This window comes from Roseomonas genomospecies 6 (genome assembly GCF_008365375.1).
GTDB lineage: Bacteria > Pseudomonadota > Alphaproteobacteria > Azospirillales > Azospirillaceae > Azospirillum.
Map to the genome: position 1 here is coordinate 62,998 of NZ_QOKW01000029.1, position 21,768 is coordinate 84,765.

The 21,768-nt window shown below is 70.1% G+C and carries 23 protein-coding genes, 1 tRNA gene and 1 rRNA gene; 13 read left to right on the forward strand and 12 right to left on the reverse strand.

What is annotated here, in order from left to right; genetic code table 11:
* Nucleotides 1-7: 7 nt before the first annotated feature.
* The 7 genes from DS843_RS25725 to DS843_RS25755 form a co-directional block, all read right to left on the reverse strand.
* Nucleotides 8-988: a PQQ-dependent catabolism-associated beta-propeller protein gene (locus DS843_RS25725; RefSeq protein ID WP_167525466.1), complete on the reverse strand. Its 981-nt coding sequence runs from the start codon at nt 986-988 to the stop codon at nt 8-10.
* A gap of 58 nt (nt 989-1,046) precedes the next feature.
* Entirely contained in the window at nt 1,047-2,234 is a 1,188-nt protein-coding gene (locus DS843_RS25730; RefSeq protein ID WP_149471675.1) for an ABC transporter substrate-binding protein, read from the reverse strand.
* Between the two features lie 90 nt (nt 2,235-2,324).
* Nucleotides 2,325-3,083: a formylmethanofuran dehydrogenase subunit C gene (locus DS843_RS25735; protein ID WP_149471676.1), complete on the reverse strand. Its 759-nt coding sequence runs from the start codon at nt 3,081-3,083 to the stop codon at nt 2,325-2,327.
* Nucleotides 3,080-3,994: a formylmethanofuran--tetrahydromethanopterin N-formyltransferase gene (gene fhcD, locus DS843_RS25740; RefSeq protein WP_149471677.1), complete on the reverse strand. Its 915-nt coding sequence runs from the start codon at nt 3,992-3,994 to the stop codon at nt 3,080-3,082. The genes DS843_RS25735 and fhcD overlap by 4 nt, the downstream gene beginning before the upstream one ends.
* Nucleotides 3,994-5,655 (reverse strand): formylmethanofuran dehydrogenase subunit A, encoded by a 1,662-nt coding sequence (locus DS843_RS25745; protein ID WP_149471678.1) that lies wholly within the window; start codon nt 5,653-5,655, stop codon nt 3,994-3,996. The genes fhcD and DS843_RS25745 overlap by 1 nt, the downstream gene beginning before the upstream one ends.
* On the reverse strand, nt 5,649-6,926 hold the full coding sequence (locus DS843_RS25750; protein ID WP_149471679.1) for a molybdopterin-binding domain-containing protein: 1,278 nt from the start codon (nt 6,924-6,926) through the stop codon (nt 5,649-5,651). The genes DS843_RS25745 and DS843_RS25750 overlap by 7 nt, the downstream gene beginning before the upstream one ends.
* Nucleotides 6,927-6,936: 10 nt before the next feature.
* Nucleotides 6,937-7,314, reverse strand: a complete 378-nt coding sequence (locus tag DS843_RS25755) for a 4a-hydroxytetrahydrobiopterin dehydratase (RefSeq protein ID WP_149471680.1) — start codon at nt 7,312-7,314, stop codon at nt 6,937-6,939.
* A 133-nt stretch (nt 7,315-7,447) separates the two neighbouring features.
* Here DS843_RS25755 and DS843_RS25760 point away from each other — a divergent pair, with 133 nt between their 5' ends.
* From DS843_RS25760 to fae, 7 genes are all read left to right on the forward strand, one after another.
* Nucleotides 7,448-8,443, forward strand: coding sequence for a beta-ribofuranosylaminobenzene 5'-phosphate synthase family protein (locus DS843_RS25760; RefSeq protein WP_149471681.1), 996 nt, complete (start codon nt 7,448-7,450; stop codon nt 8,441-8,443).
* 31 nt (nt 8,444-8,474) lie between these two features.
* Nucleotides 8,475-9,371 carry an NAD(P)-dependent methylenetetrahydromethanopterin dehydrogenase gene (locus DS843_RS25765; RefSeq protein ID WP_149471682.1) on the forward strand — a complete coding sequence of 299 codons (897 nt, stop codon included), beginning with the start codon at nt 8,475-8,477 and terminating at the stop codon, nt 9,369-9,371.
* Nucleotides 9,337-10,458, forward strand: coding sequence for an ATP-grasp domain-containing protein (locus DS843_RS25770; RefSeq protein WP_286192318.1), 1,122 nt, complete (start codon nt 9,337-9,339; stop codon nt 10,456-10,458). Before DS843_RS25765 ends, DS843_RS25770 begins: the two co-directional genes overlap by 35 nt.
* Entirely contained in the window at nt 10,455-11,444 is a 990-nt protein-coding gene (gene mch, locus DS843_RS25775) for a methenyltetrahydromethanopterin cyclohydrolase (RefSeq protein WP_149471683.1), read from the forward strand. The genes DS843_RS25770 and mch overlap by 4 nt, the downstream gene beginning before the upstream one ends.
* Nucleotides 11,434-12,348 carry an ATP-grasp domain-containing protein gene (locus DS843_RS25780; RefSeq protein WP_149471684.1) on the forward strand — a complete coding sequence of 305 codons (915 nt, stop codon included), beginning with the start codon at nt 11,434-11,436 and terminating at the stop codon, nt 12,346-12,348. Before mch ends, DS843_RS25780 begins: the two co-directional genes overlap by 11 nt.
* Nucleotides 12,320-13,183 (forward strand): triphosphoribosyl-dephospho-CoA synthase, encoded by an 864-nt coding sequence (locus DS843_RS25785; RefSeq protein ID WP_208852321.1) that lies wholly within the window; start codon nt 12,320-12,322, stop codon nt 13,181-13,183. Before DS843_RS25780 ends, DS843_RS25785 begins: the two co-directional genes overlap by 29 nt.
* Before the next feature lie 74 nt (nt 13,184-13,257).
* The gene (gene fae / locus DS843_RS25790; protein WP_281416110.1) at nt 13,258-13,785 is read left to right on the forward strand and encodes a formaldehyde-activating enzyme; all 528 of its coding nucleotides are present in this window, start codon (nt 13,258-13,260) and stop codon (nt 13,783-13,785) included.
* Between the two features lie 5 nt (nt 13,786-13,790).
* Here fae and DS843_RS25795 read toward each other — a convergent pair whose 3' ends face one another.
* On the reverse strand, nt 13,791-14,537 hold the full coding sequence (locus tag DS843_RS25795) for a HisA/HisF-related TIM barrel protein (RefSeq protein WP_286192319.1): 747 nt from the start codon (nt 14,535-14,537) through the stop codon (nt 13,791-13,793).
* On the opposite strand from DS843_RS25795, the gene DS843_RS25800 reads away from it, so the two are divergent.
* The 4 genes from DS843_RS25800 (at nt 14,536) to DS843_RS25815 (ending at nt 18,515) form a co-directional block, all read left to right on the forward strand.
* Nucleotides 14,536-15,549, forward strand: coding sequence for an ATP-grasp domain-containing protein (locus DS843_RS25800; protein WP_149471685.1), 1,014 nt, complete (start codon nt 14,536-14,538; stop codon nt 15,547-15,549). The two genes, DS843_RS25795 and DS843_RS25800, sit on opposite strands and share 2 nt — an antisense overlap.
* A 3-nt stretch (nt 15,550-15,552) precedes the next feature.
* Entirely contained in the window at nt 15,553-16,599 is a 1,047-nt protein-coding gene (locus tag DS843_RS25805) for a hydantoinase/oxoprolinase family protein (protein WP_149471686.1), read from the forward strand.
* Between the two features lie 96 nt (nt 16,600-16,695).
* Complete coding sequence (locus DS843_RS25810; protein WP_286192320.1) at nt 16,696-17,670, forward strand: quinoprotein relay system zinc metallohydrolase 2; 975 nt, start codon at nt 16,696-16,698, stop codon at nt 17,668-17,670.
* A 14-nt stretch (nt 17,671-17,684) separates the two neighbouring features.
* Nucleotides 17,685-18,515 carry a quinoprotein dehydrogenase-associated SoxYZ-like carrier gene (locus tag DS843_RS25815; protein WP_149471687.1) on the forward strand — a complete coding sequence of 277 codons (831 nt, stop codon included), beginning with the start codon at nt 17,685-17,687 and terminating at the stop codon, nt 18,513-18,515.
* Nucleotides 18,516-18,532: 17 nt separating this feature from the next.
* Here the strand turns inward: DS843_RS25815 and DS843_RS25820 are convergent, their stop codons facing one another.
* The gene (locus DS843_RS25820; protein WP_286192321.1) at nt 18,533-18,874 is read right to left on the reverse strand and encodes a hypothetical protein; all 342 of its coding nucleotides are present in this window, start codon (nt 18,872-18,874) and stop codon (nt 18,533-18,535) included.
* A gap of 294 nt (nt 18,875-19,168) precedes the next feature.
* On the opposite strand from DS843_RS25820, the gene pqqA reads away from it, so the two are divergent.
* Entirely contained in the window at nt 19,169-19,249 is an 81-nt protein-coding gene (gene pqqA, locus DS843_RS25825; RefSeq protein ID WP_149471704.1) for a pyrroloquinoline quinone precursor peptide PqqA, read from the forward strand.
* Nucleotides 19,250-19,388: 139 nt separating this feature from the next.
* A complete protein-coding gene (pqqE, locus tag DS843_RS25830; protein ID WP_149471688.1) occupies nt 19,389-20,474 on the forward strand; it encodes a pyrroloquinoline quinone biosynthesis protein PqqE in 1,086 nt (361 codons plus the stop codon).
* Between the two features lie 39 nt (nt 20,475-20,513).
* Here pqqE and DS843_RS25835 read toward each other — a convergent pair whose 3' ends face one another.
* The 3 genes from DS843_RS25835 to rrf form a co-directional block, all read right to left on the reverse strand.
* Nucleotides 20,514-21,383 (reverse strand): RibD family protein, encoded by an 870-nt coding sequence (locus DS843_RS25835; protein ID WP_286192322.1) that lies wholly within the window; start codon nt 21,381-21,383, stop codon nt 20,514-20,516.
* A 110-nt stretch (nt 21,384-21,493) separates the two neighbouring features.
* Nucleotides 21,494-21,570: transfer RNA gene (locus DS843_RS25840), tRNA-Met, on the reverse strand.
* Between the two features lie 95 nt (nt 21,571-21,665).
* Nucleotides 21,666-21,768, reverse strand: a 5S ribosomal RNA gene (rrf, locus tag DS843_RS25845); the annotation flags it as partial.

Here is a 21,768-nt window from a genome sequence, read left to right on the forward strand (position 1 = left end):
CCCCCGCTCACGGCTTGACGATCACGCCCCAGGGCGCGCCGCCGACCGCGATCGACTTCACGACCCGTCCGCGCTCCAAATCCATCACCGACATGTCGTTGCTGACGCCGTTCGTCGAATAGAGGCGCTTCTCGTCCGGCGACAAAGCCAGGTTCCAGACCCGCTGGCCGACGAGATGGTAGCGCTTCACCTCGTAGGTCTTGGCGTCGATCTCGGCCACCCGGTTGGCGGGGCCGAGGGCGACGAAGGCCCGGTTCCCGTCGCTGGTGAGCTGGATGCCGACGGGCTGGATCGACTCGCGCGGGACGCCCTGGACGGCGAAGGCGATCTTGTGCACGACCTTGCGCGACGCCGCGTCGATGATGCTGACGGTCCCGCCGATCTCCGACGACACCCAGACGAACCGCCCGTCCGCCGTGAACTGCGCGACACGCGGGCGCGCATCGACCAGAACGTTGTCGATGATCTTGTGCGACTCCGTGTCGATGAAATGCGCCATGTTGGTCGTCTCGGACGTGTTCACCAGAAGCTTGCCGTCCGGGCTGACGCCCATGCCTTCCGGCTCGACCCCCACCTGGATCTCGCCGACGATCTTCTTGGTTGGGATGTCCACCACCGAGACCATGTTGTCGTCCTCGTTGGCGACGTAGAGCCGGTGCCCCTGCGGGTCCAGGACGAACAGCTCCGGATCGGGGCCGGACGGCAGCCGGTCCACGACTTTCTGAGACGCCACGTCGATGACGTCGATCCGGTTGTCGTCGCCGACGCAGACGAAGATTTGCGTCATGTCCTCGTTGAAGGTGATGCCGCGGGGCCGGCGCCCCACCTTGATCGTGGCGACCACCTCCAGCTTGCCGCCGTCCACCACCGAGACCGTGTTGCTCTTCTCGTTCGACACGAAGATCGTGTCCGCCTGCGCGGACGAAGCAACGGCGAAGCCCAGCAACGCCAAGGCGCCGATCCGGGCGGTTCCTCCAATCGACAGCATGATGTTCCCTCCCATGTACGGCCCTTGCGCGGGCCTTGTTTTCAGCGATTCCGGGTTTTCAGCGATTCCGGCACCGGCTTTCGGGCCGGTCGTCGCCGAGCGTGTCGAGTTCCGAGAACTGGTGCAGGAAGCCCGGCTGCGGCGACACCGAGACGAGCACCCGCGGCCCGGCCAGCAGCACGGGCTGCCGAAGCTGCCCGTCCCAGTCGCGGAAGGTCAGCCCCTGCCCCTTGAAGGCCGGCAGCGCGAAATCCGGGCCGCGCACGAAGGCGGCCAGCGCCGCCGGGTCTGCGGAGCGGGTGCGTGTCGCGGCCTCGCCCACCGCGCGGACCGCCATCCAGGCGGTGTAGTCGCGTGGGCGCATCCAGCGCCCGGCCTGCCGCTCGAAGCGGCTGTGGATCTGCGTCGCCCCCCACTGCTCGTGCACCCGCGACCACGCCGTCGGGACGAGCCCGTGGGTGCCGGCCACCGGGCGGGGCAGCCATGTCTGGTAGAGGAGATACTCGCCGAACCCGTCCGCCTCGTCGGCGACGACCAGCACGTCGTGCTCGGCGCCCTGGGTGAAAGTGAGAATCTCCGACTGGACGGTCACGTGGCCGGTGTCGACGCGGCGGTTCGCGTCCTCGAAGGTCCAGCGCTTCTCCTCCACGATCCGGGCGCGGTAGCGTTTGGCGGCGGCGCGGATCGCGTCGGCGTAGGCCGCGTCCTCCGGCGTCCGCCCAACCACCAGCAGCCAGTTCATCCACTTCCGCGACGTCAGATACTGGGCCAGCGCATCCGCCTGCATCCGCCGGCTGGGCGTCAGGTGCAGCAGGTTGGCGCGGCAGCGCTCGTTGCGCAGGCCGTCATCCGGCGCGCGGGTGTTGAAGACCAGCATGTCGCCCGCCTCCGGCGCCGCCGCCGCGGCGAGCAGCGCGTCCTCCCTCAGGTCGGCGACGAGCAGGCGGATTCCCTGCCCGGCGAGGTCGCGCACGGCGTCCTCGACGCGCCCGTCCTCCGGCACCGTCACCTCGACCAGTTCGAAGCTCTGGCCGAGGAACCGTCCGGTCGTGTTGTTGTCGGCGATGGCGAGGCGGGCGCCCTGCACCCCTTCGTCCTCCGACACAGGTTCGAGGAAGGTCTGGGGAATCCGCGGCTCCTCCGCGCGGGTCAGGTAACCGATCCGGATCACCATCGGGTCGGCGCCCCAGGCGGGCATGCCGGCCAGGAATGCCCAGGCGACGATCAGAAGGGGGGCAACCCTCATCACAGACCCTCCGGTGCGCTCGGCGGGAAGCCTCGGTCAGGCGAGACGATCTCAGATTGTGGCTTGGCAGCGCCGGACACGCCATGCCTTCTAAAGGATGAGCACTTCTCCGATCCCCTCCACCGAACGGTCGCCGACGAGGCGCCGGGCACGGGTGCCGGTGGCCGGGAACCCGGCGGGCCACGCCCCTTCATCCATCAGTTCCTTCCGCATCAGCTCCAGGAACAGCCAGTCGTTCAAGCCGCCGTCGACGAAGCCGGACGGAACGGCCTCCGGCGCTCGCGACAGCAGGATGGACCCGCGGCGCATGGCCTGCCCCAGGCCGGGACCGCAAGCGGCACCGACGACGATGGTTCCCGCGATCATCCGGGCGCCGCACAGGCTCCCCACCCGCCCTTGGACGGCAATCAGCCCCCGCCGCATCCGCTCGCCCACGCGGTCCCCGGCGTTGCCTCCGACGACGACGGAGCCCCCGCTCATGCCGCGCGTGCCGCCGGCCAGCGGTGCTCCCAGAAAATCTCCGGCATCCCCGGCGATGCGCAGGCGCCCGCCGGCCATCTCGGCGCCGGCGAAGGCGCCGCAATCCCCCTCCACCAGGATCTCCCCCGCCGTCATACCCGCTCCCACCCCGTCGAGCGCGATGCCGCCGGGCCGCAGGATCAGGGCTCCGGAAGGGCCGCCGTCCTGCAAGGTGAACAGAGTGTCCAGCCGATGGCGGCGGCGCCCGCGGACCAGCATCAGCCCGGCCAGCGCCTCCCGCCCGCCCTCGGCGAGCCGTTCCGGAAGCACGCCCGTCATGTCGATGGGCGGACCGTCCGGATCGCGGGGGATGAGGATGACGCCGCTCATGCCATCACCTCATGCAGGCGGAACTGGTAGCGGCCGAGCTTGCCGCCGTAGTTGCCGGCGGTGACCGACACCACCCCTCCGGCGGCGCCCAGCCCTACGACGGCGGCGATGCCCGCACGCATGGCGGCGGCGACCGCCTCCGCGCTGACGCCGTCGATCACCAGTTCGAGGATGGATTCCACGCCTTCGGGCACCAGAGACGCGGGCGCCGCCGCCCGCAGGGTCGGGCAGAAGGCCGTGTTGGTTGAGGCGATCAGCCCCTTGTACTTGCCGCCGATCTTGGAGCCGGAGCGGACCACCCCGCCGGGAAAGGGAAGGATGGCCCCCGGCAATTCGCGGATCGCCATGACCGCCGCCTGCGCCGCCGCCAGCCCGGCACGGCGGTCGGCGGCCAGGATGATGAAGTTGCCGCCGCCGACGCCGTCCACCGTCCCGGTGGCTGCCTCGCACAGGAACTCGCCGTCCATCACCGGAATGCGCCAGTAACGCCGGGTGCCGACCCGCTTGGCGATCTGCCAGCCGTCGCCGAAGTAGCGCAGTGCGTTGCCGAGCGGGATTGTCTGCCCGCTTCCCGGAGCCCCCTCCCGCAGCCCCGCGTAGCAGGCCGTCCCCGGACAGGTCATCACGCATTGCCCGACGCGGCGCGCCACCTGCTTCGCCAGTTCCGCCTTGGACATGGCGAACAGCAGCACCGCGGCGCCGGGGCGGGCGTCCGGTGTCTCGCCCGGCGGCAGCGGGCGCTCCATCGCCGCTTCGCAGCCGCAGGCGATGACCGAGGTGGCGAAGCCCGTCATGCTGACCACCGCCGCCTGGACCCAGGCCGGGGTGTCGGCGGTGACGATCAGCCGCGTGCCGAGCATGGGGAAGGCTTCGGCAAAGGTGTCCTCGATGTGGACGCCGTTGAGCCGCATCAGAATGCCCCCGGCTGGCAGGCGTGGCGGATCAGGCCGTTGCCGCTCCGGATCTCGTCCTCCGCGATGCGGAAATGCGTCAGCCGCTGGCCCATGCGCTCGTCGAAGCGGCGCGTCATCCACGCCTCGATCTTGGGGTCATAGGCGGGTTCCACCACATGCGTGCGCCCTTGAACGAACGCCACGATCACACCGTCGCGGACGATCAGCCGCCCGTCCTTGAAGACGAGGTCCGGCGTCTCGAACATGGCGCGGCGGTCCGCCCGGTCGGTGTAGACGGTGATGTCCGCGACCGCCCCCGGCCCGAGATGGCCGCGGTCCGTCAGGCCCAGGATGCGGGCCGGGGCGGCGCGGGTCATGGTGGCGATCTCGCCCAGCGAATATTCGCGCGTCAGCGACCCGAGAATGGTGTGCTCCGGCAAAGCCGGGTGCAGGTCCGCCAGCTTGGCGAGGCGGTAGTCGCGGTCCATCAGCAGGCGGATCAGCTCGGGGTAGCTGGTGAAGGGGGCGCCGTTCGGGTGGTCGGTGGTGAGGAAGATGCGCCAGGGGTCCTCGATCAGCAGGAACAGCTCCAGCCCGATGGCCCATTGCAGCGCGTTGACGAAGGCCTTGTCGCGGTAGCGGAAGGGCACGACGCCGCAGCCGGCGTCGCATTCGATGTCCATCATCACCCATTTCTTCGGGTGGGCGAGCCCGGCGTTGCGCATCTGCGCCATGGTGTCGGCGGACGCGGTCACCGTCTGGCCGAACATGATCTGCCCGACGTCCACGGAGATGTTGGGCCGGCGGTTGACCGCCTCCGCCACGCGCGCGGCGGCGGAGGAGAATTTCCGGTCGCCCTCCGCTCCGTAGGCGTGGAACTGGACGTGGGTAAGGTGGAGCCGCAGGCCCTCCACCGCCGCGATGCTGTCGAGCGTCGCCTCCACATTGCCCGGAACGCCGAGGTTGAAGCCGTGCAGATGCAGCGGGTGCGGGATGCCCAACCGCTGCACCGCCCCGGCCAGCGCCGTGAGGATGCGGCGCGGCGTGATGGCGTGGAAGGGGCCGGCCTCGTCCACGTCCAGGCGGCGCCGGTTGTACTTGAAGGCGTTGATGCCGCCGGGATTCACCGCCTTGACGGCAAGGCTGCGCGTGGCGTTCAGCATGAAGCCGACGTAATCGGCCACGGCCTCCTCCCCCGCGCCGGAGGCGAGAAGCTCCAGCAGCAGGTCGTCGTTGCCCAGAACCAGATAGCCGCCGGTGTCGATCAGCGGGATGTCCGCCATCTCCAGATGCGCGTGGCGGGCGTTGCTGGGCAGCATCGCCGGCTCGAAGGCCGCCGTGTAGCCCATCCGGGCGTAGCGGCAGCCCGTGGCGTGGGTGGAGGGGGTGGCGATGCCACCGCCGCAGCCGCAGGGGTCTTCCATGGCGACCGCCGCCGCGCGATGCTCCTCCGCCATCAGCAGACGCGCGATGTTGACCTTTCCGCCAGCGATGTGGCTGTGGATGTCGATGGCGCCGGCCATCACGATCCGCCCCGACAGGTCGTGCACCTCGTCCGGCGTGGCGCCGGGTCCGGGGTCGGCGACGATCCGCCCGTCCTGGACGAACAGGTCGCCCACCGCGCCGTCGCGCCCGTTGGCCGGATCGTGGATGCGCCCCCCGGCAAGTTTGGTCAGCATGCGGGGGCCTCCTGCGGCAGGGCGGCGGCGATGGCCTTCAACACGGTCGCGACATCCGGCAGGCCACGGTCGATGAGGCCCCGCGCGCTCAGGGCGACCACCGTGTCGCTGCGGAAGACATGGCCCGGATGGTCGATGCCCGGCGTGCCGACGGGAATGAACACCGCCGGTTCCTCAGGGAAGGCCGTTCCCGGCGGGGCCAGCGCGACGACGGTCTTCCCCGCCGGAAAGCCGGGCACCTCGGGCCGGAAGGCGGAAATCCAGAGAAGGACGTCCGCCACCTCCGCGTAGCGCGCCCAATCGAAGCGGTAGGGATCGTGCAGCGGCGCCCCACCGGCCAGCGAGGTCCGCAGCGGCACGCCGAACCGCCATGTGCAGACCTGATTCACGCCGACCACGTTGTCGTACCCCGCGAGCGGCAGACCGGCGCAGCGGCTGTGCCGGTTCACGTCGCGCACGAGATGGACCAGCCGTTCCACCGTCAGATCCGCGTGCGGCCCCGTAAGGCCGGAGGCGGCCCACGCCACGACCGCGTAGCGCGCCTTGAGCAACCGCTCCGCCAGGGCGGCGACGTCGCCCGCAGCGACGCCCGCGGCACCCGAGGCGCGGGACGGATCGGGCAAGGCCGCGGCCAGCGCCGCCGCAATGTCCCCGATCCTCGCGGGATCGCCGGGCAGCACCGTGACGGGAAGGTTCGCCAGGGCGGCGCGCGTGGTGTCCAGCGGTTCGCCGCACAGGAACACCACCTCCCGCGAGGATGGCGTCTGGAAGGCCGGCATGGGCACCACCCAGCGCTCGAAAACGCGCGGGTGGAGCGCCGCCGGGTCCGGCCCGGCCACCAGAAGCAGGTCACAGCGGTTGCGCAGTTCGGCCAGGGTCGTCGCGATCCAGCCCGTGCGCTGAAGCACCGCCAGATTGCGGTACAGCCCGTCCGACAGCGCGTGATCGACCACCGCCCCCACCCGCGCGGCGAGCGCCAGCGCCGCCCGCGCCCCATCGACGTCGGTGCCCAGCCCGGCCACCAGCGGCGCGTCGGACGCAGCCAGCGCGGCTGCGGCGGCCCGCACCGCCTCGTCCAACGAGACCGCGCCACCCGCGACGCGCGGCGGCTCGGCGGGCGGTGTGCGGGAAAAGCGTTCGCGCGCGACCGGGCAGTCGGTGGAGCGCACCGCCAGTCCGGAAGGCGGCTCCTCCTCAATGGTCAGGTCGTCGCAGCCGAGGCCGCAGAACGGGCACACCACATCGCGATGGATGACGGAATCGCTCGCCATGCCGGTGCCGTCAGTCGTACTTGATGTAGGCGAAGCGCAGATCGTCCCTGGGCGTTCCCTCCAGCGCGCCGCCCTCCCGGGCGGGCTGCCATTGGACGACCTCCTCGATCTTGCGGGCGAGTTCGAAGTCCTTGTCGGTGATGCCCTTGGCCGTGTGGGTCTTCAGCCGCACCTCGACCCAGGCGTAGGAGACGGTGAGGTCCGGATGGTGCCACGCGGCCTCGGCCAGATGGCCGACCGCGTTGACCACCATCAGGGTGCCCTTCCAACTGTTCGTCTTGTACTTCCGGCGAATCCAGCCGTCTTCATACCGCCACCGCGGCAGTATTTGCTGCAACCGCTCAACGATCTGCGCATCGGAATAGGTGGTTTCCTGAACCGCGGTCATGTCTTCCTCCCCGAAGTGACCGAACAGTCCTCACCCCGAAGAGGTATATACTATTGGATCGGGGTCTTTTTTTGACACAAGATTATCATGATTGAAAAAACGACGCAACTTTCCTTGAACGAATGAGGTTCTCATGCCTCTCGGCGTCGACGAAGCAAGGGAGGTGCGGGTCACGGCTCCCGCGCGGCTTCATCTGGGTTTCCTCGACATGAACGGCGGTCTGGGCCGGCGGTTCGGCAGCCTGGGGCTGACGCTCGACGGGATGGCGACGACCGTCCGGGTGCGCCCGTCCGACCGCCTTTGCGCAAGCGGCCCGTCGGCGGAGCGTGCGCTGAAGGCCGCGCGGGCGGTCTGCGACCGCTTCCGCTGGCCCACCCGTGCCGAACTGACGGTGGAGGAAGCCATTCCCGAGCATGTCGGGCTGGGCTCCGGAACGCAGCTCGGCCTCGCGGTCGGCACCGCCCTGGCACACCTGCACGGACGGCCCCTGACGGTCCGCCGGCTCGCCGCGGAGCTTGAGCGCGGCGCCCGCTCCGGGATCGGGATCGGCGCCTTCGAGAACGGCGGCGTCATCCTGGACGGTGGCCGGGGGGCCGGCGACGATCCGCCGCCCATCCTCGCGCGCCTGCCCTTTCCGGACTCCTGGCGCGTCCTGCTGATCCTCCACCGGGACGGCCAGGGGCTGCACGGCACCGCCGAGGTCCAGGCCTTCAAGGCGCTGCCACCCTTTCCGGCGGAGCGGGCGGGGCATCTGTGCCGCCTGATGGTCATGGCCGCCCTTCCGGCGCTGATCGAAGGCGACGCCGACCGCTTCGGGCAGGCCGTGGGCGAGATGCAACGCACCGTGGGCGACCATTTCGCCCCGGTTCAAGGCGGACGCTTCACCAGCCCGCTGGTGGCCGACGCACTGGCATGGCTGGAGGCCGAGGGCATTCCCGGCGTCGGACAGACGTCCTGGGGACCGACCGGCTTCGCCATCGTCGGCGACTCCCGCCGCGCCGAGGCCCTGCTGGCGGAGGCGAGGCGCCGCTGGGCGGGGTCGTCGCTGGACTTCCGCCTGACCCGTGGCCGCAACGACGGCGCGACGCTGGAATCCACCACCGGACGGGTGGCGCTGCGGGCCTCCTGAACCCCTCATACGACCAAGCGGGAGGCGCGCGATGGCCGCACCCTACGTTCTCCACATGCTGACTCCGCTGAAGCACGTCAGCCCCTTCGACGTCAACATGGCGGCGGACGCCGGCATGGGCCCCCTGTTCCCCTACACCGGCGTCACGCCGGAGGAGGTTCCCGGCATCACCCAGGACGCCATGTTCTCCCGCGACCCGGCCAACGCGGTGCGGACCGGGCTGTTCATCGGCGGGCGCGACGCCGTGGTGGCGCTCGACATGATGGAGGCGGCCCGCAAGGCCATGTTCCCGCCCTTCACCATTTCCGTGATGGTCGACCCCTCCGGCGCCTTCACCACGGCGGGCGCCATGGTCGCCGTGGTGGAGCGCGCCCTGCGCCGCAGCCGGCCCGACGGGATCAAGGGGGTGAACGTGCAGGTCTTCGGTGCGACCGGCGTGGTCGGCGGGATCGCCGGGGTGATCGCCGCCCTGGCCGGAGCCCGCGTCACGCTGGTCAGCCACCGCGGCCTGTCGGGCGTGGAACCCAAGGCCGCCGAGTTCCGCCGGCGTTTCGGGGTGGAGTTGCACTGCGCCGACGCTCCCGACGACGCGGCCAAGGAAGCGCTGCTCGCCGATGCGGAGGTGGTGTTCGGCTGCGGGCGGGCGGGCCTGCAAATCCTGTCGGCGCGCAACCTCGCCGCGGCGGGCCGCCTGATGGCCGCGGCGGACATCAACGCCGTTCCCCCGCCGGGGATCGAGGGGGTGGGCGCCAAGGACGACGGCGCGCCGCTTCCCGGCGGGCGCGGTGTCGGTGTCGGCGCGCTGGCCATCGGCGCCGTCAAGTTCCGGGTCCAGCACGCCCTGCTGATGCGCCTCGCCGTGGCGGAGAAGGCCGAATATCTGGATTTCCGCCATGCCTACGATGCCGCCCGCCGGATCGCCGGCTGAAAAGCCGGACATCGTCGTCGCGGCCTTGTCGGCACGGGCGCTGGCCGCCGCTGCCCGGCGCGCCGGACGGCGCCCGGCGGCCATCGACCTGTTCGCCGATCTGGACACCCGCCGGCTTGCGGCCCCCTGCCTCCGGATGTCTCCCGGCGGACTCCTCGACGCCTTGGAGCGGGCGGAGCTGCGCGGCCTGCCGCTGGCCTGCGGCGCCGGATTCGAGGACGACCCGGCCCTTCTGGAGCGCGTCGCGGCGGATCGCCCCCTGCTCGGCAACCGGGCCGATGTGGTGGCGCGCGTGAAGGACCCGTTCCACTTCGCCGCGGCGCTGGACCGGCTGGGCATCCCTCATCCTCCCGTCGCGCGGGCGCTGGACGGGCCGCCCGGCGACCATCTGCTGAAGCGGATCGGCGGCAGCGGCGGCGGTCACATCACCCCAGCATGGACGGCGGAGGCCCCGCCGGGCTGGTACCTCCAGCGCCGCGTCGCCGGTCATGCCGTGTCGGTGCTCTTCCTTGCGGACGGAAGCCGGGCCGTTCTCGTCGGGCTGAGCCGGCAATGGACCGCGCCCACCACGGAAAGCCCCTACCGCTACGGCGGGGCCGCCGGGCCTTGGCGTTGTCCGGAACGGCTGACCCGGACCCTGCCCGACATGATGAACCGGCTCGTGGCGGCTTTCGGGCTGGTCGGGCTGAACAGCGCCGATTTTCTGGTGAACGGGCCGGACCTCCATCTGTTGGAGATCAACCCGAGACCGGGGGCGACGCTGGACGTCTTCGACCGTCCGCCGATGCCGCCGCTGTTCGGCCTTCACCTGGACGCCTGCGCCGGACGCCTGCCCGACCTCCTGCCCGCACCGTGGGGGTGCCGGGCGGCGGCGGTGCTCTACGCCGACGCTCCCACACGGATCGGAACCGGCACGCGCTGGCCCGCCTGGGCCGCCGACCGTCCCGCGCCACCGGCCATCATCGCGCACGGCGAGCCGGTCTGCACGGTTCTGGGCGATGGGCCAAGCGCCGGCGCGGCGCGGCGCCACGCCGAGCGGCGGCGGCGGCAACTGGCGGCCCTTGCCGCGATGGAGATGCAATCATGACCACCAACACCTCTGCTGACCCACGCCCGAGCCTTGCGGCGCTCGCGGCACCGCTGGTCGAACGGCTGGTGGCCAACGCCGCCGTGCTGCGCCTCGGCATCCGGCACGTCGGCGGAGCCTGCGTCGTCGATGCCGGGATAGGCCATCCGGGCGGGCTGGAGGCCGGGCGGCGCATCGCCGAACTGTGCATGGGCGGCCTTGGGCGGGTGACGCTGGGCGCGGTGCCCGGCTCTCCGTTCTGGCCGTTCGGCGTCACGGTCCACAGCGCCCAGCCGGTGCTGGCCTGCCTCGGCAGCCAATACGCCGGCTGGAGCCTCAGCCACGGCAGCGGCAAGGACGTCTTCTTCGCGCTGGGCTCCGGCCCCGGCCGCGCGCTGGCCCGGCAGGAGGCTCTGTTCGACGAGTTGGGATACCGCGACACCGCCGATACGGCGGCCTTCGTCATGGAGGTGGCGGCGGTGCCGCCCGCCGAGCTGGTCGCCCGCATCGCCTCCACCTGCGGCATCGCCACGGAGGGGCTGACGCTGGTCCTCACCCCGACCCAGAGCCTCGCCGGGACCACCCAGGTGGTCGCCCGCGTGCTGGAGGTCGCCCTGCACAAGCTGCACGCCCTCGGCTTTCCGCTCGACCGCGTCATGGACGGCGTCGGCATGGCGCCGCTTCCGCCGCCGGGCGGCGGATTCCTCACCGCGATGGGCCGCACCAACGACGCGATCCTCTACGGGGGCACGGTCCATCTGCACGTCACCGGCCCGGACGGCGAGGCGGAGGATCTGGCGCGCCGCCTGCCATCCTCCGCCTCGCGGGACCATGGGCGCCCCTTCGCGGAGGTCTTCGCGGCGGCGAAGGGCGACTTCTACGCCATCGATTCCATGCTGTTCAGCCCGGCGCGCGTGATCGTCACCGCGCTGGACAGCGGGCGCAGCTTCCATGGCGGGAACCTGGACCAGACCCTCGTGGAGCGCTCGTTCCGCGATGTCCGGTGAGCACGCCGCCCTGATCCTCACCGAACGGCCCGATTGGCACACCCCTCGCCTGGTCCGCGCCATCGAGGCGCGCGGCCTGCCCTGCCGCTGTGTCCCGCCACGGCGCTGCGGGATCGCGGCGGGCTACACGGCGACCGGGCTGCTGATCCCCGGCTTCGAGGACGCGCTGCCGGCGGGCGTGTTCGTCCGCGCGGTGGGTCAGGGCAGCTTCGAGCAGGTGACGCTGCGCCTGGGCGTGCTCCACGCGCTGCGCGGCCTCGGGGTGCCGGTCTACAATGACGCCCGCGCCATCGAACGCTGCGTGGATAAGAGCATGACGAGCTTCCTGCTGGCCCGCGCCGGCCTGCCGACCCCGCCCGCCCTCGCCGCGCAGGACGCCGAACCGGCCCGGCGCATTCTGGACCACGCCCCCGATCAGGTGCTGAAGCCGCTGTTCGGCGCGCAGGGGCGCGGCCTGCTGCGGCTGGACGGGCCGGAGGTTCTGCCCGACGCCGAACAGGTCGCCGGGGTCTACTACCTCCAGCCCTTCATCCCGCCGCGGACGGAGGGCGCGTGGCGGGACCGGCGGGTGTTCGTGGCGGGCGGACGGGCGGTCGCCGCGATGAACCGGCATGGGCGGAGTTGGGTCACCAACGTCCACCAGGGCGCTTCCTGCGAGGCCGCTCCCCACGACGACGAGGCCGCCGCTCTCGCCGTGCACGCCGCGCGGGTGGTCGGCGCCGGCTATGCCGGTGTGGACCTGATCCAGGACCGCGAGGGCCGCTGGCTGCTGCTGGAGGTCAACAGCATGCCGGCGTGGCAGGGGCTGCAACGGGTCAGCGCGGTGGACATCGCCGACGCCCTGGCTGCCGATTTCGTCGAAAGGGTGGGCACGCATGATCGACTGGGCGCCGATACCCCCTGACCACAAATCCGGGATGGCCGGCGCCTACCGCGCCGCCTGCCATCTGGAGTTGCGCGCGCTGAAACCCGGCAACGTCCACATTCACGGGGACGGCCACGGCATGACCGTCGCCCAGTTCGCCGCCAGCGCCGACGCGACCGCGCCCATCCTCGCGCAGCCGGGGCTGAGCGTCGGGGAGCGGATTTTCCAGGCGGTGGCCGCCACGCGGACGGTCGCCGGCTGCAACACCAACCTCGGCATCCTGCTGCTGGCCGCCCCGCTGGCCCAGGCCGCGCAGATTGAAGGCGGCACCCTGCGCGAGCGGCTGGAGCATGTTCTTGCAAGCCTGACCGTGGCCGACGCGGAGCTTACGTTCCGATCCATCGCGTTGGCCGAACCCGCCGGTCTGGGCCGTGTGGAGGGAGCGGACGTGCACACCCCGGCGCGGGTGACCCTGCTCGCCGCCATGCGGGAGGCGCAGGACCGCGACCGCATCGCCCGGCAGTACGCGACGGGCTTCGCGGACGTCTTCGAAACGGGCGTGCCGTTCCTCCGGCGGTGGCTGGACGCGGGTGCAAGTTACGAGCACGCCACGGAGCGGCTCTTCATCGAATTCCTCGCCACCACGCCCGACAGCCATGTCATCCGAAAATACGGGCGGGAGCGTGCTGAATGGTTACGCTCCCGAGCTTCGGAATTGAGAGAAAACACGGGGCCGGATCGTGCATTCACGCTAACGCGATCGCGCTTGGCGGAACTGGACAGGGAACTCAAATACAATGGCGTCAACCCGGGAACGACCGCGGATATTGTCGTGGGTTGCCTTCTTGCGTTCTGGCTCATGCAATCGCCGTAGCCGCCCGACATAACGGAAGCTCTTCGAAAAGACGCGCTCCGCGAAGAGCGCCGACAACGCTAGGGAGAAAGGTCATGCCGATGTGGGGAGGACAGTCCACCAAGATCAACCGCGTGCTCGTCGGTGAATCGCTGGTCGGTGATGGGAACGAAGTGGCCCACATCGACCTCATCATGGGACCGCGCGGCAGCGCCGTGGAGACGGCGTTCTGCAACGCCCTGACCAACAACAAGGACGGTTTCACGTCCCTGCTCGCCGTCGTCGCGCCCAACCTGATGTGCAAGCCGGCCACCATCCTGTTCAACAAGGTCACCATCAAGGGTGCCGAACAGGCGGTGCAGATGTTCGGCCCCGCCCAGCACGCCGTCGCGAAGGCCGTGGCCGACTGCGTGGCCGAAGGCACCATCCCGCAGGAGGAGATCGACAACATCTTCATCTGCGTCGGCGTCTTCATCCATTGGGAAGCCAAGGACAACGCCAAGATCCAGGACTACAACTACCGCGCCACGAAGGAAGCCATCGAACGCGCGGTGGCGAGCTTCCCCAGCGCGCAGGATCTGATGAGTCAGAAGGACAAGGTGAAGCACCCCTTCGCCGCGTGACCGGCTCACCGGGCCAGGGCCTCCAGCGCCGCGCCGTCGATGCGGCCGTCGTGCAGCGCCGTCGCCACCAGGGCGCCGGCGCTGCCGCGCGCCGCAAGCTCCCGAAGGTCGTTGCCGTCGCGCACGCCACCGGCGGCGAACAGGCGCGCCTGCGGGTTGGCCCGCCCGACCTCCGCAAGACGGGTCCAGTCCGGTCCCTCGCCGGACCCGACGCGGGCGAGGGTCATGGCGATGACCCGGTCCGGCCACAGCTCGGCGCGCTCCAGCAGGTCCGGAGGCCCGACGAACCGGTCGCGGAAGTCGAGCGAGAGGATCACGCGCGTCCACGCCGCGGGATCGGCCTTCAGCGCCGCCAGCGGTTCCAGCCCCTCCAGCCCCTCGCTGCCGAGCACGGCATCGCCCAGCCCCGACGCGACGAAGCCGCGCACCGAATCCGCGCTGCGGAACCCGCCGTCCACCCAGAAGCCGGTCTCCGGAAAAGCCGCCTTCAGCCGCGCCAGCGCCGCCCGGTTGTCCCCCGCCCCTTCGATGGCGTCGAGATCGGCCGCATAGACGGTTCGGAACGGATGCAGGCCGAGAAGCCCGCCGACCACATCCACCGGATCGTTGCCGGCGCACAGCGACGAGCGCAGCGGCGGGTAGCGGCCCCGCTCGCCGCGGCGCGCGTGAACCACCCCGCCACCCCTCAGGTCGATCACCGGAACGACGTGGAACAGCTTCCCCTCCCTTGGCATCTCCTTGGCGGACGGCATGCGCATCCTGGTCTGTGAATTCGTGACCGGCGGCGGCATGCCGCCGGACGCCCCCATCCCCGCCAGCCTCGCCCGCGAAGGCGACCTGATGCTCCGCGCCCTGGTCGCCGACCTGCTGGAGGTGCCGGGAGTGGAGGTCACGGTCACGCGCGACGCCCGCCTGCCGCCGCTGCCTCCACAGACATGGTCGGCGCCCGTCCGCAGCATAACCGTCACCGACCCGCGCGAGTCCTGGACCCTTTGGGAGCATCTCGCCCGGGAAGCGGAAGCCGTGTGGCCCATCGCTCCGGAAACCGACGGCGCGCTGGAGCGCTTCAGCCGCATGGTCGAGGCCGCCGGGCGCCGCCTTCTCAACAGCCGCGCCGACGCGGTGGCCGTCGCGTCCAGCAAGGCGGCGACCGCCGCCGCCCTGTCCGAAGCCGGGCTGCCTGTCGTGCCGGTCCGGCGGGTCGGCACCCTCGGCGCGGGTGGACCGCCGTGGGACGGCCCCTGGGTCGTCAAGCCGGACGACGGGGCCGGATGCATCGAGACCCGGCTGATCCACGACCGCTCCGAATGGGACCGGTGGCGCGGCATGGCCGACCGCTCCGGCTTCGTGGTGCAGCCCTTCCAGCCCGGCACGCCCGCCAGCCTGTCGATGCTCTGCCGCGACGGGCGGGCATGGCTGCTGACCGTCAACCGCCAGACCATCTCGCTGCACGACGGCTCCTTCGCCTATGGCGGCGGCATCGTCGGCGGGATGGTGCCGTCGCCGGCCCTGTCCGGACTCGCGCAGGGCGTCGCGGCGGCGCTGCCCAGCCTGTTCGGCTACGTCGGCGTGGATGTCATCGCCAGGCCCGGCGGGCCGATGATCGTCGAGATCAACCCGCGCCTCACCACATCCTATGCGGGGCTGCGGCGCGCGACCGGACTGAACGTCGCGGCGGCGGTGCTGGATCTGGCGCGCGATCCGCCCGTCCCGCCGAAGCCGGTGGAGCGCACCGAACCGGTCCTTTTGACGCTGGAGGGGTAACGCATGGAGAGCGGCGGGCTGATCGGGCTGGACATCGGCGGGGCGCACCTGAAGGCGGCTCTGTTCGACGAGGCGGGGACTCTCCGCGATCTCGGTCAATGGCCCTGTCCGCTCTGGCAGGGCCTCGACCGGCTGGAAGCCGCCGTCGGGGCGGTGCTCGCCCAATGGGGTCTGCCGCGACGGGCCGCCGCGACCATGACCGGCGAACTGGCCGACCTGTTCGACGACCGCGCGGACGGCGTGCGCCGCATCGCCGTGGCGATGCGCTCCGCCCTGCCCGCGGCAAGCCTCACCCTCTTCGCCGGCCCCCGTGGACTGGTGCCCGCCGAAGCCGTGCCGGACTGCGCGGGCGCGGTGGCCTCCGCCAACTGGTACGCCACGGCGCTGGTGGCCGCCGGGGCCGGAGACGGACTCCTTCTGGATGTCGGAAGCACCACCACCGACATCGTCCCGCTGGTCGGCGGCGGCCCGCGCCACGCCGGCTATTCCGACGCGGAGCGGCTGGAGAGCGGGGAGTTGGTCTACACCGGCATCGTGCGCACCCCGGTCATGGCGGTCGCCCGCGCCGTTCCCCACAACGGGCGCTGGCGCACGCTGATGGCGGAGCTGTTCGCGACCATGGCCGACGTCCACCGTCTGACCCGAACGCTGCCGGAGGGCGCCGACCAGCACCCCACGGCGGACGGGCGAGACCACGGCATCGAGGCCAGCGCACGGCGGCTGCTGCGGATGGTGGGCGACGACCTGGAGCCGGGCGGTCTTCCGGCGGCCTGCCGCCTCGCCCGCCATCTCGCGGAACGCCAGCTCCGGCAGATCGAGGACGCGCTCGACCAAGTGCTGTCCCGGGACTTGGCGGCGGACTCCCCGCCCCTCGTGGGAGCCGGGGTGGGCCGCCTCCTGGTGAAGCGTCTGGCCGAGCGCCGGGGGACGGCCTATCGGGACTTCGAAGCCCATCTGCCGGTTGCGCCGGATTTGCGGGAGCGCGCCGGGTGGTACGCGCCCGCCGTCAGCGTCGGCTGGCTGGCCCTGCATCATGCTCCCTTCTCCTGAGATTGACGGTGCGCCGCACAAACACCTTTGCCCGATTGCTGCACCCTTCGGCGCGGCCCCATACTCGCTCAAATGGACAAAATGCAGGAACGGACGATGGCTGGCACGGCCGCGTTCCTCCGAACGCCCGCCCCCACGGCGTTGGCCCGCATTTGGGTGTTGGGCATCTGGCTATCGGGCGTCTGGCTGTTGTGGGCAGCACCCGCGCAGGCCGATCCATTGCCCATGTTCGAAGTGGCGCCCGGCATCTTCGTGCATGCGGGCCGCCATGAGGAAACCGATCCCGGCAACGTGGGCGACATCGCCAACTGCGGGTTCATCGTGGGTGACGACGCGGTCGCCGTGATCGACACCGGCGGCTCCCCAACGATCGGGCGACGGCTGCGCGAGGCGATCCGGGTCCGCACCGACCGGCCCATCCGCTATGTCATCAACACCCACATGCACCCGGACCATGCGCTGGGGAACGCGGCCTTCCTGCCCGACCAGCCGGATTTCGTGGCGCACCACAATTTCCAGGCGGCCCTGATGGCGCGCAGCGGCCATTACCGGAAGTCCTTCGAAGCGGCGGTCGGGTCCGAGGCGGCCGGAGAGGTGCAATTCCTCCCGCCGACCGTCGTTGTATCCGACCGTATGGACCTCGACCTGGGGGCGCGCGTTCTGGAGCTGGTCGCGCACCCGGTGGCGCACACGGACAACGACCTGACGGTGCTCGACCGGTATACCGCGACGCTGTGGACCGGGGACCTGCTGTTCATGGATCGGGCGCCGGCCATCGACGGTTCCGTCCTCGGCTGGCTCCGCCTGTTGGATACGCTGGCTGCGGAACCGGCGGCGCGCGTGGTCCCCGGACATGGACCGCCCTCGGCCCCTTGGCCGGACGCGGCGGCCGATCTGCGCCGCTACCTGAACCAGATCGTCGCCGGTGTCCGCTCGGTCCAGGCTGCTCACGGAACCATGCAGCAGGCGGTCGACACGGTCGCCTCCGACGAAGCTCCGCACTGGCGGCTGTTCGATGCCTACAACCCGCGCAACGTGACGGCGGCCTTCGCGGAATTGGAATGGGAATGAAACGGGAGGACAACATGACGGCATCGCACCGGATCATCTCCGGGCCGGCAACGGCCGCGCTGGCGGGAGCGGCTTGGCTGTGCCTGGGCGCCGGAACCGCTCTGGCGGCCTCGCCTCAGGAAGAGCGCTGGGACATGCTGCGCGACATGTATTTCTCCGGCCGTACGGTCGAGGACGCCGGACCGCTCCTCAGCCTGGAGGCGCCCAAGCGCGCCAACGACGCGGCGGTGGTTCCCGTCCGCATCGTGACCGCTCCCGGTGCCGGCATCCAGGTGACCGCGGTTCATCTGATCGTCGATGGCAACCCGGTGCCGCTGGCCGCAACCTTCCGCTTCGCCCAGGGCGACAGCCCACAGACCATCGACACCCGCTTGCGGGTCGACGCCTACACGAACATCACCGCCGTCGCCGAGACCGGCGACGGACGGTTGCTCCGGACCGTCCAGTTCGTCAAGGCGTCCGGGGGATGCTCGGCTCCGGCCCTGAAGAACGCGCAACTCACCGTCGCCCGCATGGGCAAGATGAAGCTGAACCTGCCCGACAGCATCGCCGCCGGAAAGCCGATGACCGCGCAATTGCTGATCAGCCACCCCAACTACACCGGCATGCAGTATGACCAGCTCAATCACTACATCATCCCGGCCCACTATGTGAAAAGGATCGCCATCCGCTACAACGGAGCGCCGGTGCTTGACGTGCAGTCCGACATTTCGTTGAGCGAAGACCCCAGCATCCATTTTTCCCTGGTGCCTGACGAACAAGGCACGCTGGAGGTCATCGCCGAGGATTCGAACGGACGCATCTTCAATGAGAGCTGGCCGATCCGGGCCAACTCCGGTTCGTAGGGGGAGAACCGGACCGGTCAGAAGCACTTCAGGTCGGCGGCGACCTGAACCTGCCGGAACTCGTCCAGCAGATCCTTGATCCACCCGACGTCGCGCATCAGCGAGGCGCGCTCGCCGGGGGCGTCCTGCATGCCGCGCGCGGTCTCGACCGCGACGTAGCTGTCGTAGGGGAAGTGCGCGGCAATCTCGTCGATGCTGCACGAACACTTGCGCACGACGTCCGGACCCTGGCCATTGGACACCATGCAACCCAGGACATAATCGACGCGGGCTTGGGTGGGATACCCCTCCTCGGCCTGCGCCGTGCCGAAGCCGACCAGAGTCGCGACCAGCACAACCGGGACAACAGTTCTCTTCATCGGATCAAGCCCAAACCGTTCTGCGCAGATGCGCGCCATATGGTGCGGCGATCCGGCAATCCGGCTCAAGCACGCATTCGGAGACCACCGCCCGACGATTTCAAAGGAGGACGAGGCATCCCGCAACAAACCATGATAATAAATGCACTCTTACATCAAATACTCCATACTCATTTTCCATCTGGCTATCCATAAGTATCATGGCTGTTGCATGACTGGGCCAGTAGGCTATCTTAAGAGGGCAGGAACCACCGACCACCCTCCTCATCCATTGGAGATCTGAGGGAGCGCATCATGAAGACTTGGCGCAAACCGAAAATCCACGAAATCGCCGTCGGCACCGAGATCAACGCCTACGCCTGCGCCCAACTCTGACGGCAACGCACCATCGCACGAGCATGTCCGCGACCGACTTTCCAGCGGCAGCGGGTCGCCTCGGCCCCGCTGCCGCTGGACGTTCCCCGCCGTGCCGATGAATGATCGACGATTTGGGTGAAGGAGGATTCCCGGCGCCATGGCCGTGCCCGATCCGCCCTACGCCGTTCTGGCCGAGCTGACCCACCGCTGTCCGCTCGCTTGTCCCTACTGTTCGAACCCGCTGTCGCTCGACGCGAAGACCGGTGAACTCGACACGGACAGTTGGAAGCGCGTGCTGGACGAAGCCGCCGAAATCGGGGTTCTGCAAATCCACTTCTCCGGCGGCGAGCCTTGCGCGCGCACCGACCTGGAAGCGCTGGTGGAGCACGCCACCCAGGCCGGGCTGTACAGCAACCTCATCACCTCCGCCGTCACGCTCGACCGCCGCCGGTTGGACCGCCTGAAGGCGGCAGGCCTCCAGCATGTGCAGATCAGTTTCCAGGACACGCGCCCGGAGGGGAACGACCGCGTCGCCGGTTTCCCGGGCGCCCACGAACGCAAGCGCCTCGCCGCCCGCAGCGTGGTCGAGGCGGGTCTTGCCCTGACGGTGAACGCCGTCGTGCATCGGCACAACATCGATCACGCCGACGAATTCTTCGACCTCGCCTTGGATTTGGGTGCCGGCCGCATCGAGGTCGCCAACGTGCAGTATTACGGATGGGGGCTGCTGAACCGCGCTGCCCTCATGCCGACGCGCGACCAGCTTCTCCGCATGGACGCCGTCGTCCGGGAGCGGATGGCCGGGCTTTCCGGGCGTCTGGTCGTGGACTACGTCGTACCCGACTATTACGCCCGCCGGCCGAAGGCCTGCATGGGCGGATGGGGGCGGCGCTTCATGAACATCACGCCATCCGGCAAGGTCCTGCCCTGCCACGCCGCCGAGACCATCCCCGGCCTTGCGTTCGAGACGGTGCACGACCGACCGCTCGGCGCCATCTGGCGGGACTCTCCGGCTTTCGAACGGTTCCGCGGGACGGGTTGGATGCCAGCCCCTTGCCGGGATTGCGACCGCCGGGAGATCGACTGGGGCGGATGCCGCTGCCAGGCGCTCGCGATTGCCGGAGACGCCGCCGCCACCGATCCCGTGTGCGAATTGTCGGCCGATCACGCGCGCGTCGTCGCGCTTGCCGAGGACGAGTCGGGGCGCGGGGACGAGCCTTTCGTGTATCGGCGGCACGCGTAGCCGGGTCAGCACGACCAGGAGAAAAGGCGATTTCCGAGGTCAGGCCGGGCGCGACGGATCGAAGCGGACGAACCACTGTCCCATGCCGTCCGGCGCCGAGGCGTCGTAGTGAAGCGACGACAGACGCAGACGGCCGGCACTGCCCAGTTCGGGACCCGTCGCCATGGTGTGGAAGCTCTCGCCACCCATGAGACGGTGCACGATCGTCAGGTAAAGCCGCGACAGCACCCCGTCTCGCAGTGTGGTCGACAACATGCGGGGGCCGGCCAGCAAGTACACGCTGCGGAAACCAAGCCTGCCGAGTTCCCGAACCAGTGGTGCCCCCTCCACAAACGCACCGTCTCCGGCGATGATGACCGGATAGCCGCGCGCGCGCAGCGCTTCGACCCGGTCGGGCGGCGCCTGCCGGCCGGTCGCGATCAGGACGCGCTGGCCCGCCCGGACGACGGACTCCGGCATCGGAAAGTCGAGGCTTGCGCTTGCGATCACGACGGAGGGCTGAGCGGACAGGCCTTTCTCCTTCCTCCAGCGCGGAAGGTCGCGCCCCCCGTCGCGTGTTCCGATCTGCAGGACATCATCCAGCCTCCCCGCCGCGAGGTCCCGCAGGTACCCCCCATGCGTGACGAAGCAATCGGCTTGTGCCTGCAATTCCAGGAACAGGCGAAAGTCGTTCTCGTTGGTGATCTCGACCGGAAGATGGCTTGCCCCGGTGCGCTGATCCTGCAACGCGATCCGCCCATCCAGGCTGCCGACGAAGCTCGCATAGACGAACGGCGCTGCGGCACTTCCGAGAGTGTGCACCGCATCGGCCAGATACAGTCCGGCCAAGGCCACGTCCTTGATCGGAGCGGGGAAAAGCCTCAACACGCGCGCAGCCATCCCCAACGATAGCATCACCGTCTCGGCCATCAACAACGCGGAAGGAGAGCCTGATCGAGAGCAATCCACCGGCAGCAGAGCCTAAACGCAACGAAGGCCGACGCTGTCAAAGCGTCGGCCTTCGTTGCGATCAGTAAGTTTGGTTGCGGGGGCAGGATTTGAACCTGCGACCTTCAGGTTATGAGCCTGACGAGCTACCGGGCTGCTCCACCCCGCGGGTGTCTGAGAGGGTCAATGGTCTGACGATTGTCGCGTGACTGTACAACGTTCCGCTGCGTCCGGACCGGCTTTGGTCGGGCGTGTGCCGTGGTGACCTGGCGGCGACCTACTCTCCCACGTCTTGAGACGCAGTACCATCGGCGCTGAGGCGTTTCACGGCCGAGTTCGGGATGGGATCGGGTGTTGGGAGCCTCGC

Bases quoted from the DNA above. Each gene is read 5' to 3' on its own strand.
- DS843_RS25795 (WP_286192319.1), bottom strand. From the start codon at position 14,537: ATGCCGTCCGCCAAGGAGATGCCAAGGGAGGGGAAGCTGTTCCACGTC.
- DS843_RS25750 (WP_149471679.1), bottom strand. From the start codon at position 6,926: ATGGCGAGCGATTCCGTCATCCATCGCGATGTGGTGTGCCCGTTCTGC.
- DS843_RS25780 (WP_149471684.1), top strand. From the start codon at position 11,434: ATGTCCGGTGAGCACGCCGCCCTGATCCTCACCGAACGGCCCGATTGG.
- mch (WP_149471683.1), top strand. From the start codon at position 10,455: ATGACCACCAACACCTCTGCTGACCCACGCCCGAGCCTTGCGGCGCTC.
- DS843_RS25810 (WP_286192320.1), top strand. From the start codon at position 16,696: ATGGCTGGCACGGCCGCGTTCCTCCGAACGCCCGCCCCCACGGCGTTG.
- DS843_RS25765 (WP_149471682.1), top strand. From the start codon at position 8,475: ATGGCCGCACCCTACGTTCTCCACATGCTGACTCCGCTGAAGCACGTC.
- fae (WP_281416110.1), top strand. From the start codon at position 13,258: ATGCCGATGTGGGGAGGACAGTCCACCAAGATCAACCGCGTGCTCGTC.
- DS843_RS25800 (WP_149471685.1), top strand. From the start codon at position 14,536: ATGCGCATCCTGGTCTGTGAATTCGTGACCGGCGGCGGCATGCCGCCG.
- DS843_RS25760 (WP_149471681.1), top strand. From the start codon at position 7,448: ATGCCTCTCGGCGTCGACGAAGCAAGGGAGGTGCGGGTCACGGCTCCC.
- DS843_RS25755 (WP_149471680.1), bottom strand. From the start codon at position 7,314: ATGACCGCGGTTCAGGAAACCACCTATTCCGATGCGCAGATCGTTGAG.
- pqqA (WP_149471704.1), top strand. From the start codon at position 19,169: ATGAAGACTTGGCGCAAACCGAAAATCCACGAAATCGCCGTCGGCACC.
- DS843_RS25745 (WP_149471678.1), bottom strand. From the start codon at position 5,655: ATGCTGACCAAACTTGCCGGGGGGCGCATCCACGATCCGGCCAACGGG.
- fhcD (WP_149471677.1), bottom strand. From the start codon at position 3,994: ATGCGGCTCAACGGCGTCCACATCGAGGACACCTTTGCCGAAGCCTTC.
- DS843_RS25815 (WP_149471687.1), top strand. From the start codon at position 17,685: ATGACGGCATCGCACCGGATCATCTCCGGGCCGGCAACGGCCGCGCTG.
- DS843_RS25820 (WP_286192321.1), bottom strand. From the start codon at position 18,874: ATGAAGAGAACTGTTGTCCCGGTTGTGCTGGTCGCGACTCTGGTCGGC.
- DS843_RS25730 (WP_149471675.1), bottom strand. From the start codon at position 2,234: ATGAGGGTTGCCCCCCTTCTGATCGTCGCCTGGGCATTCCTGGCCGGC.
- DS843_RS25735 (WP_149471676.1), bottom strand. From the start codon at position 3,083: ATGAGCGGCGTCATCCTCATCCCCCGCGATCCGGACGGTCCGCCCATC.
- pqqE (WP_149471688.1), top strand. From the start codon at position 19,389: ATGGCCGTGCCCGATCCGCCCTACGCCGTTCTGGCCGAGCTGACCCAC.
- DS843_RS25805 (WP_149471686.1), top strand. From the start codon at position 15,553: ATGGAGAGCGGCGGGCTGATCGGGCTGGACATCGGCGGGGCGCACCTG.
- DS843_RS25785 (WP_208852321.1), top strand. From the start codon at position 12,320: ATGATCGACTGGGCGCCGATACCCCCTGACCACAAATCCGGGATGGCC.
- DS843_RS25725 (WP_167525466.1), bottom strand. From the start codon at position 988: ATGCTGTCGATTGGAGGAACCGCCCGGATCGGCGCCTTGGCGTTGCTG.
- DS843_RS25770 (WP_286192318.1), top strand. From the start codon at position 9,337: ATGCCTACGATGCCGCCCGCCGGATCGCCGGCTGAAAAGCCGGACATC.
- DS843_RS25835 (WP_286192322.1), bottom strand. From the start codon at position 21,383: ATGGCCGAGACGGTGATGCTATCGTTGGGGATGGCTGCGCGCGTGTTG.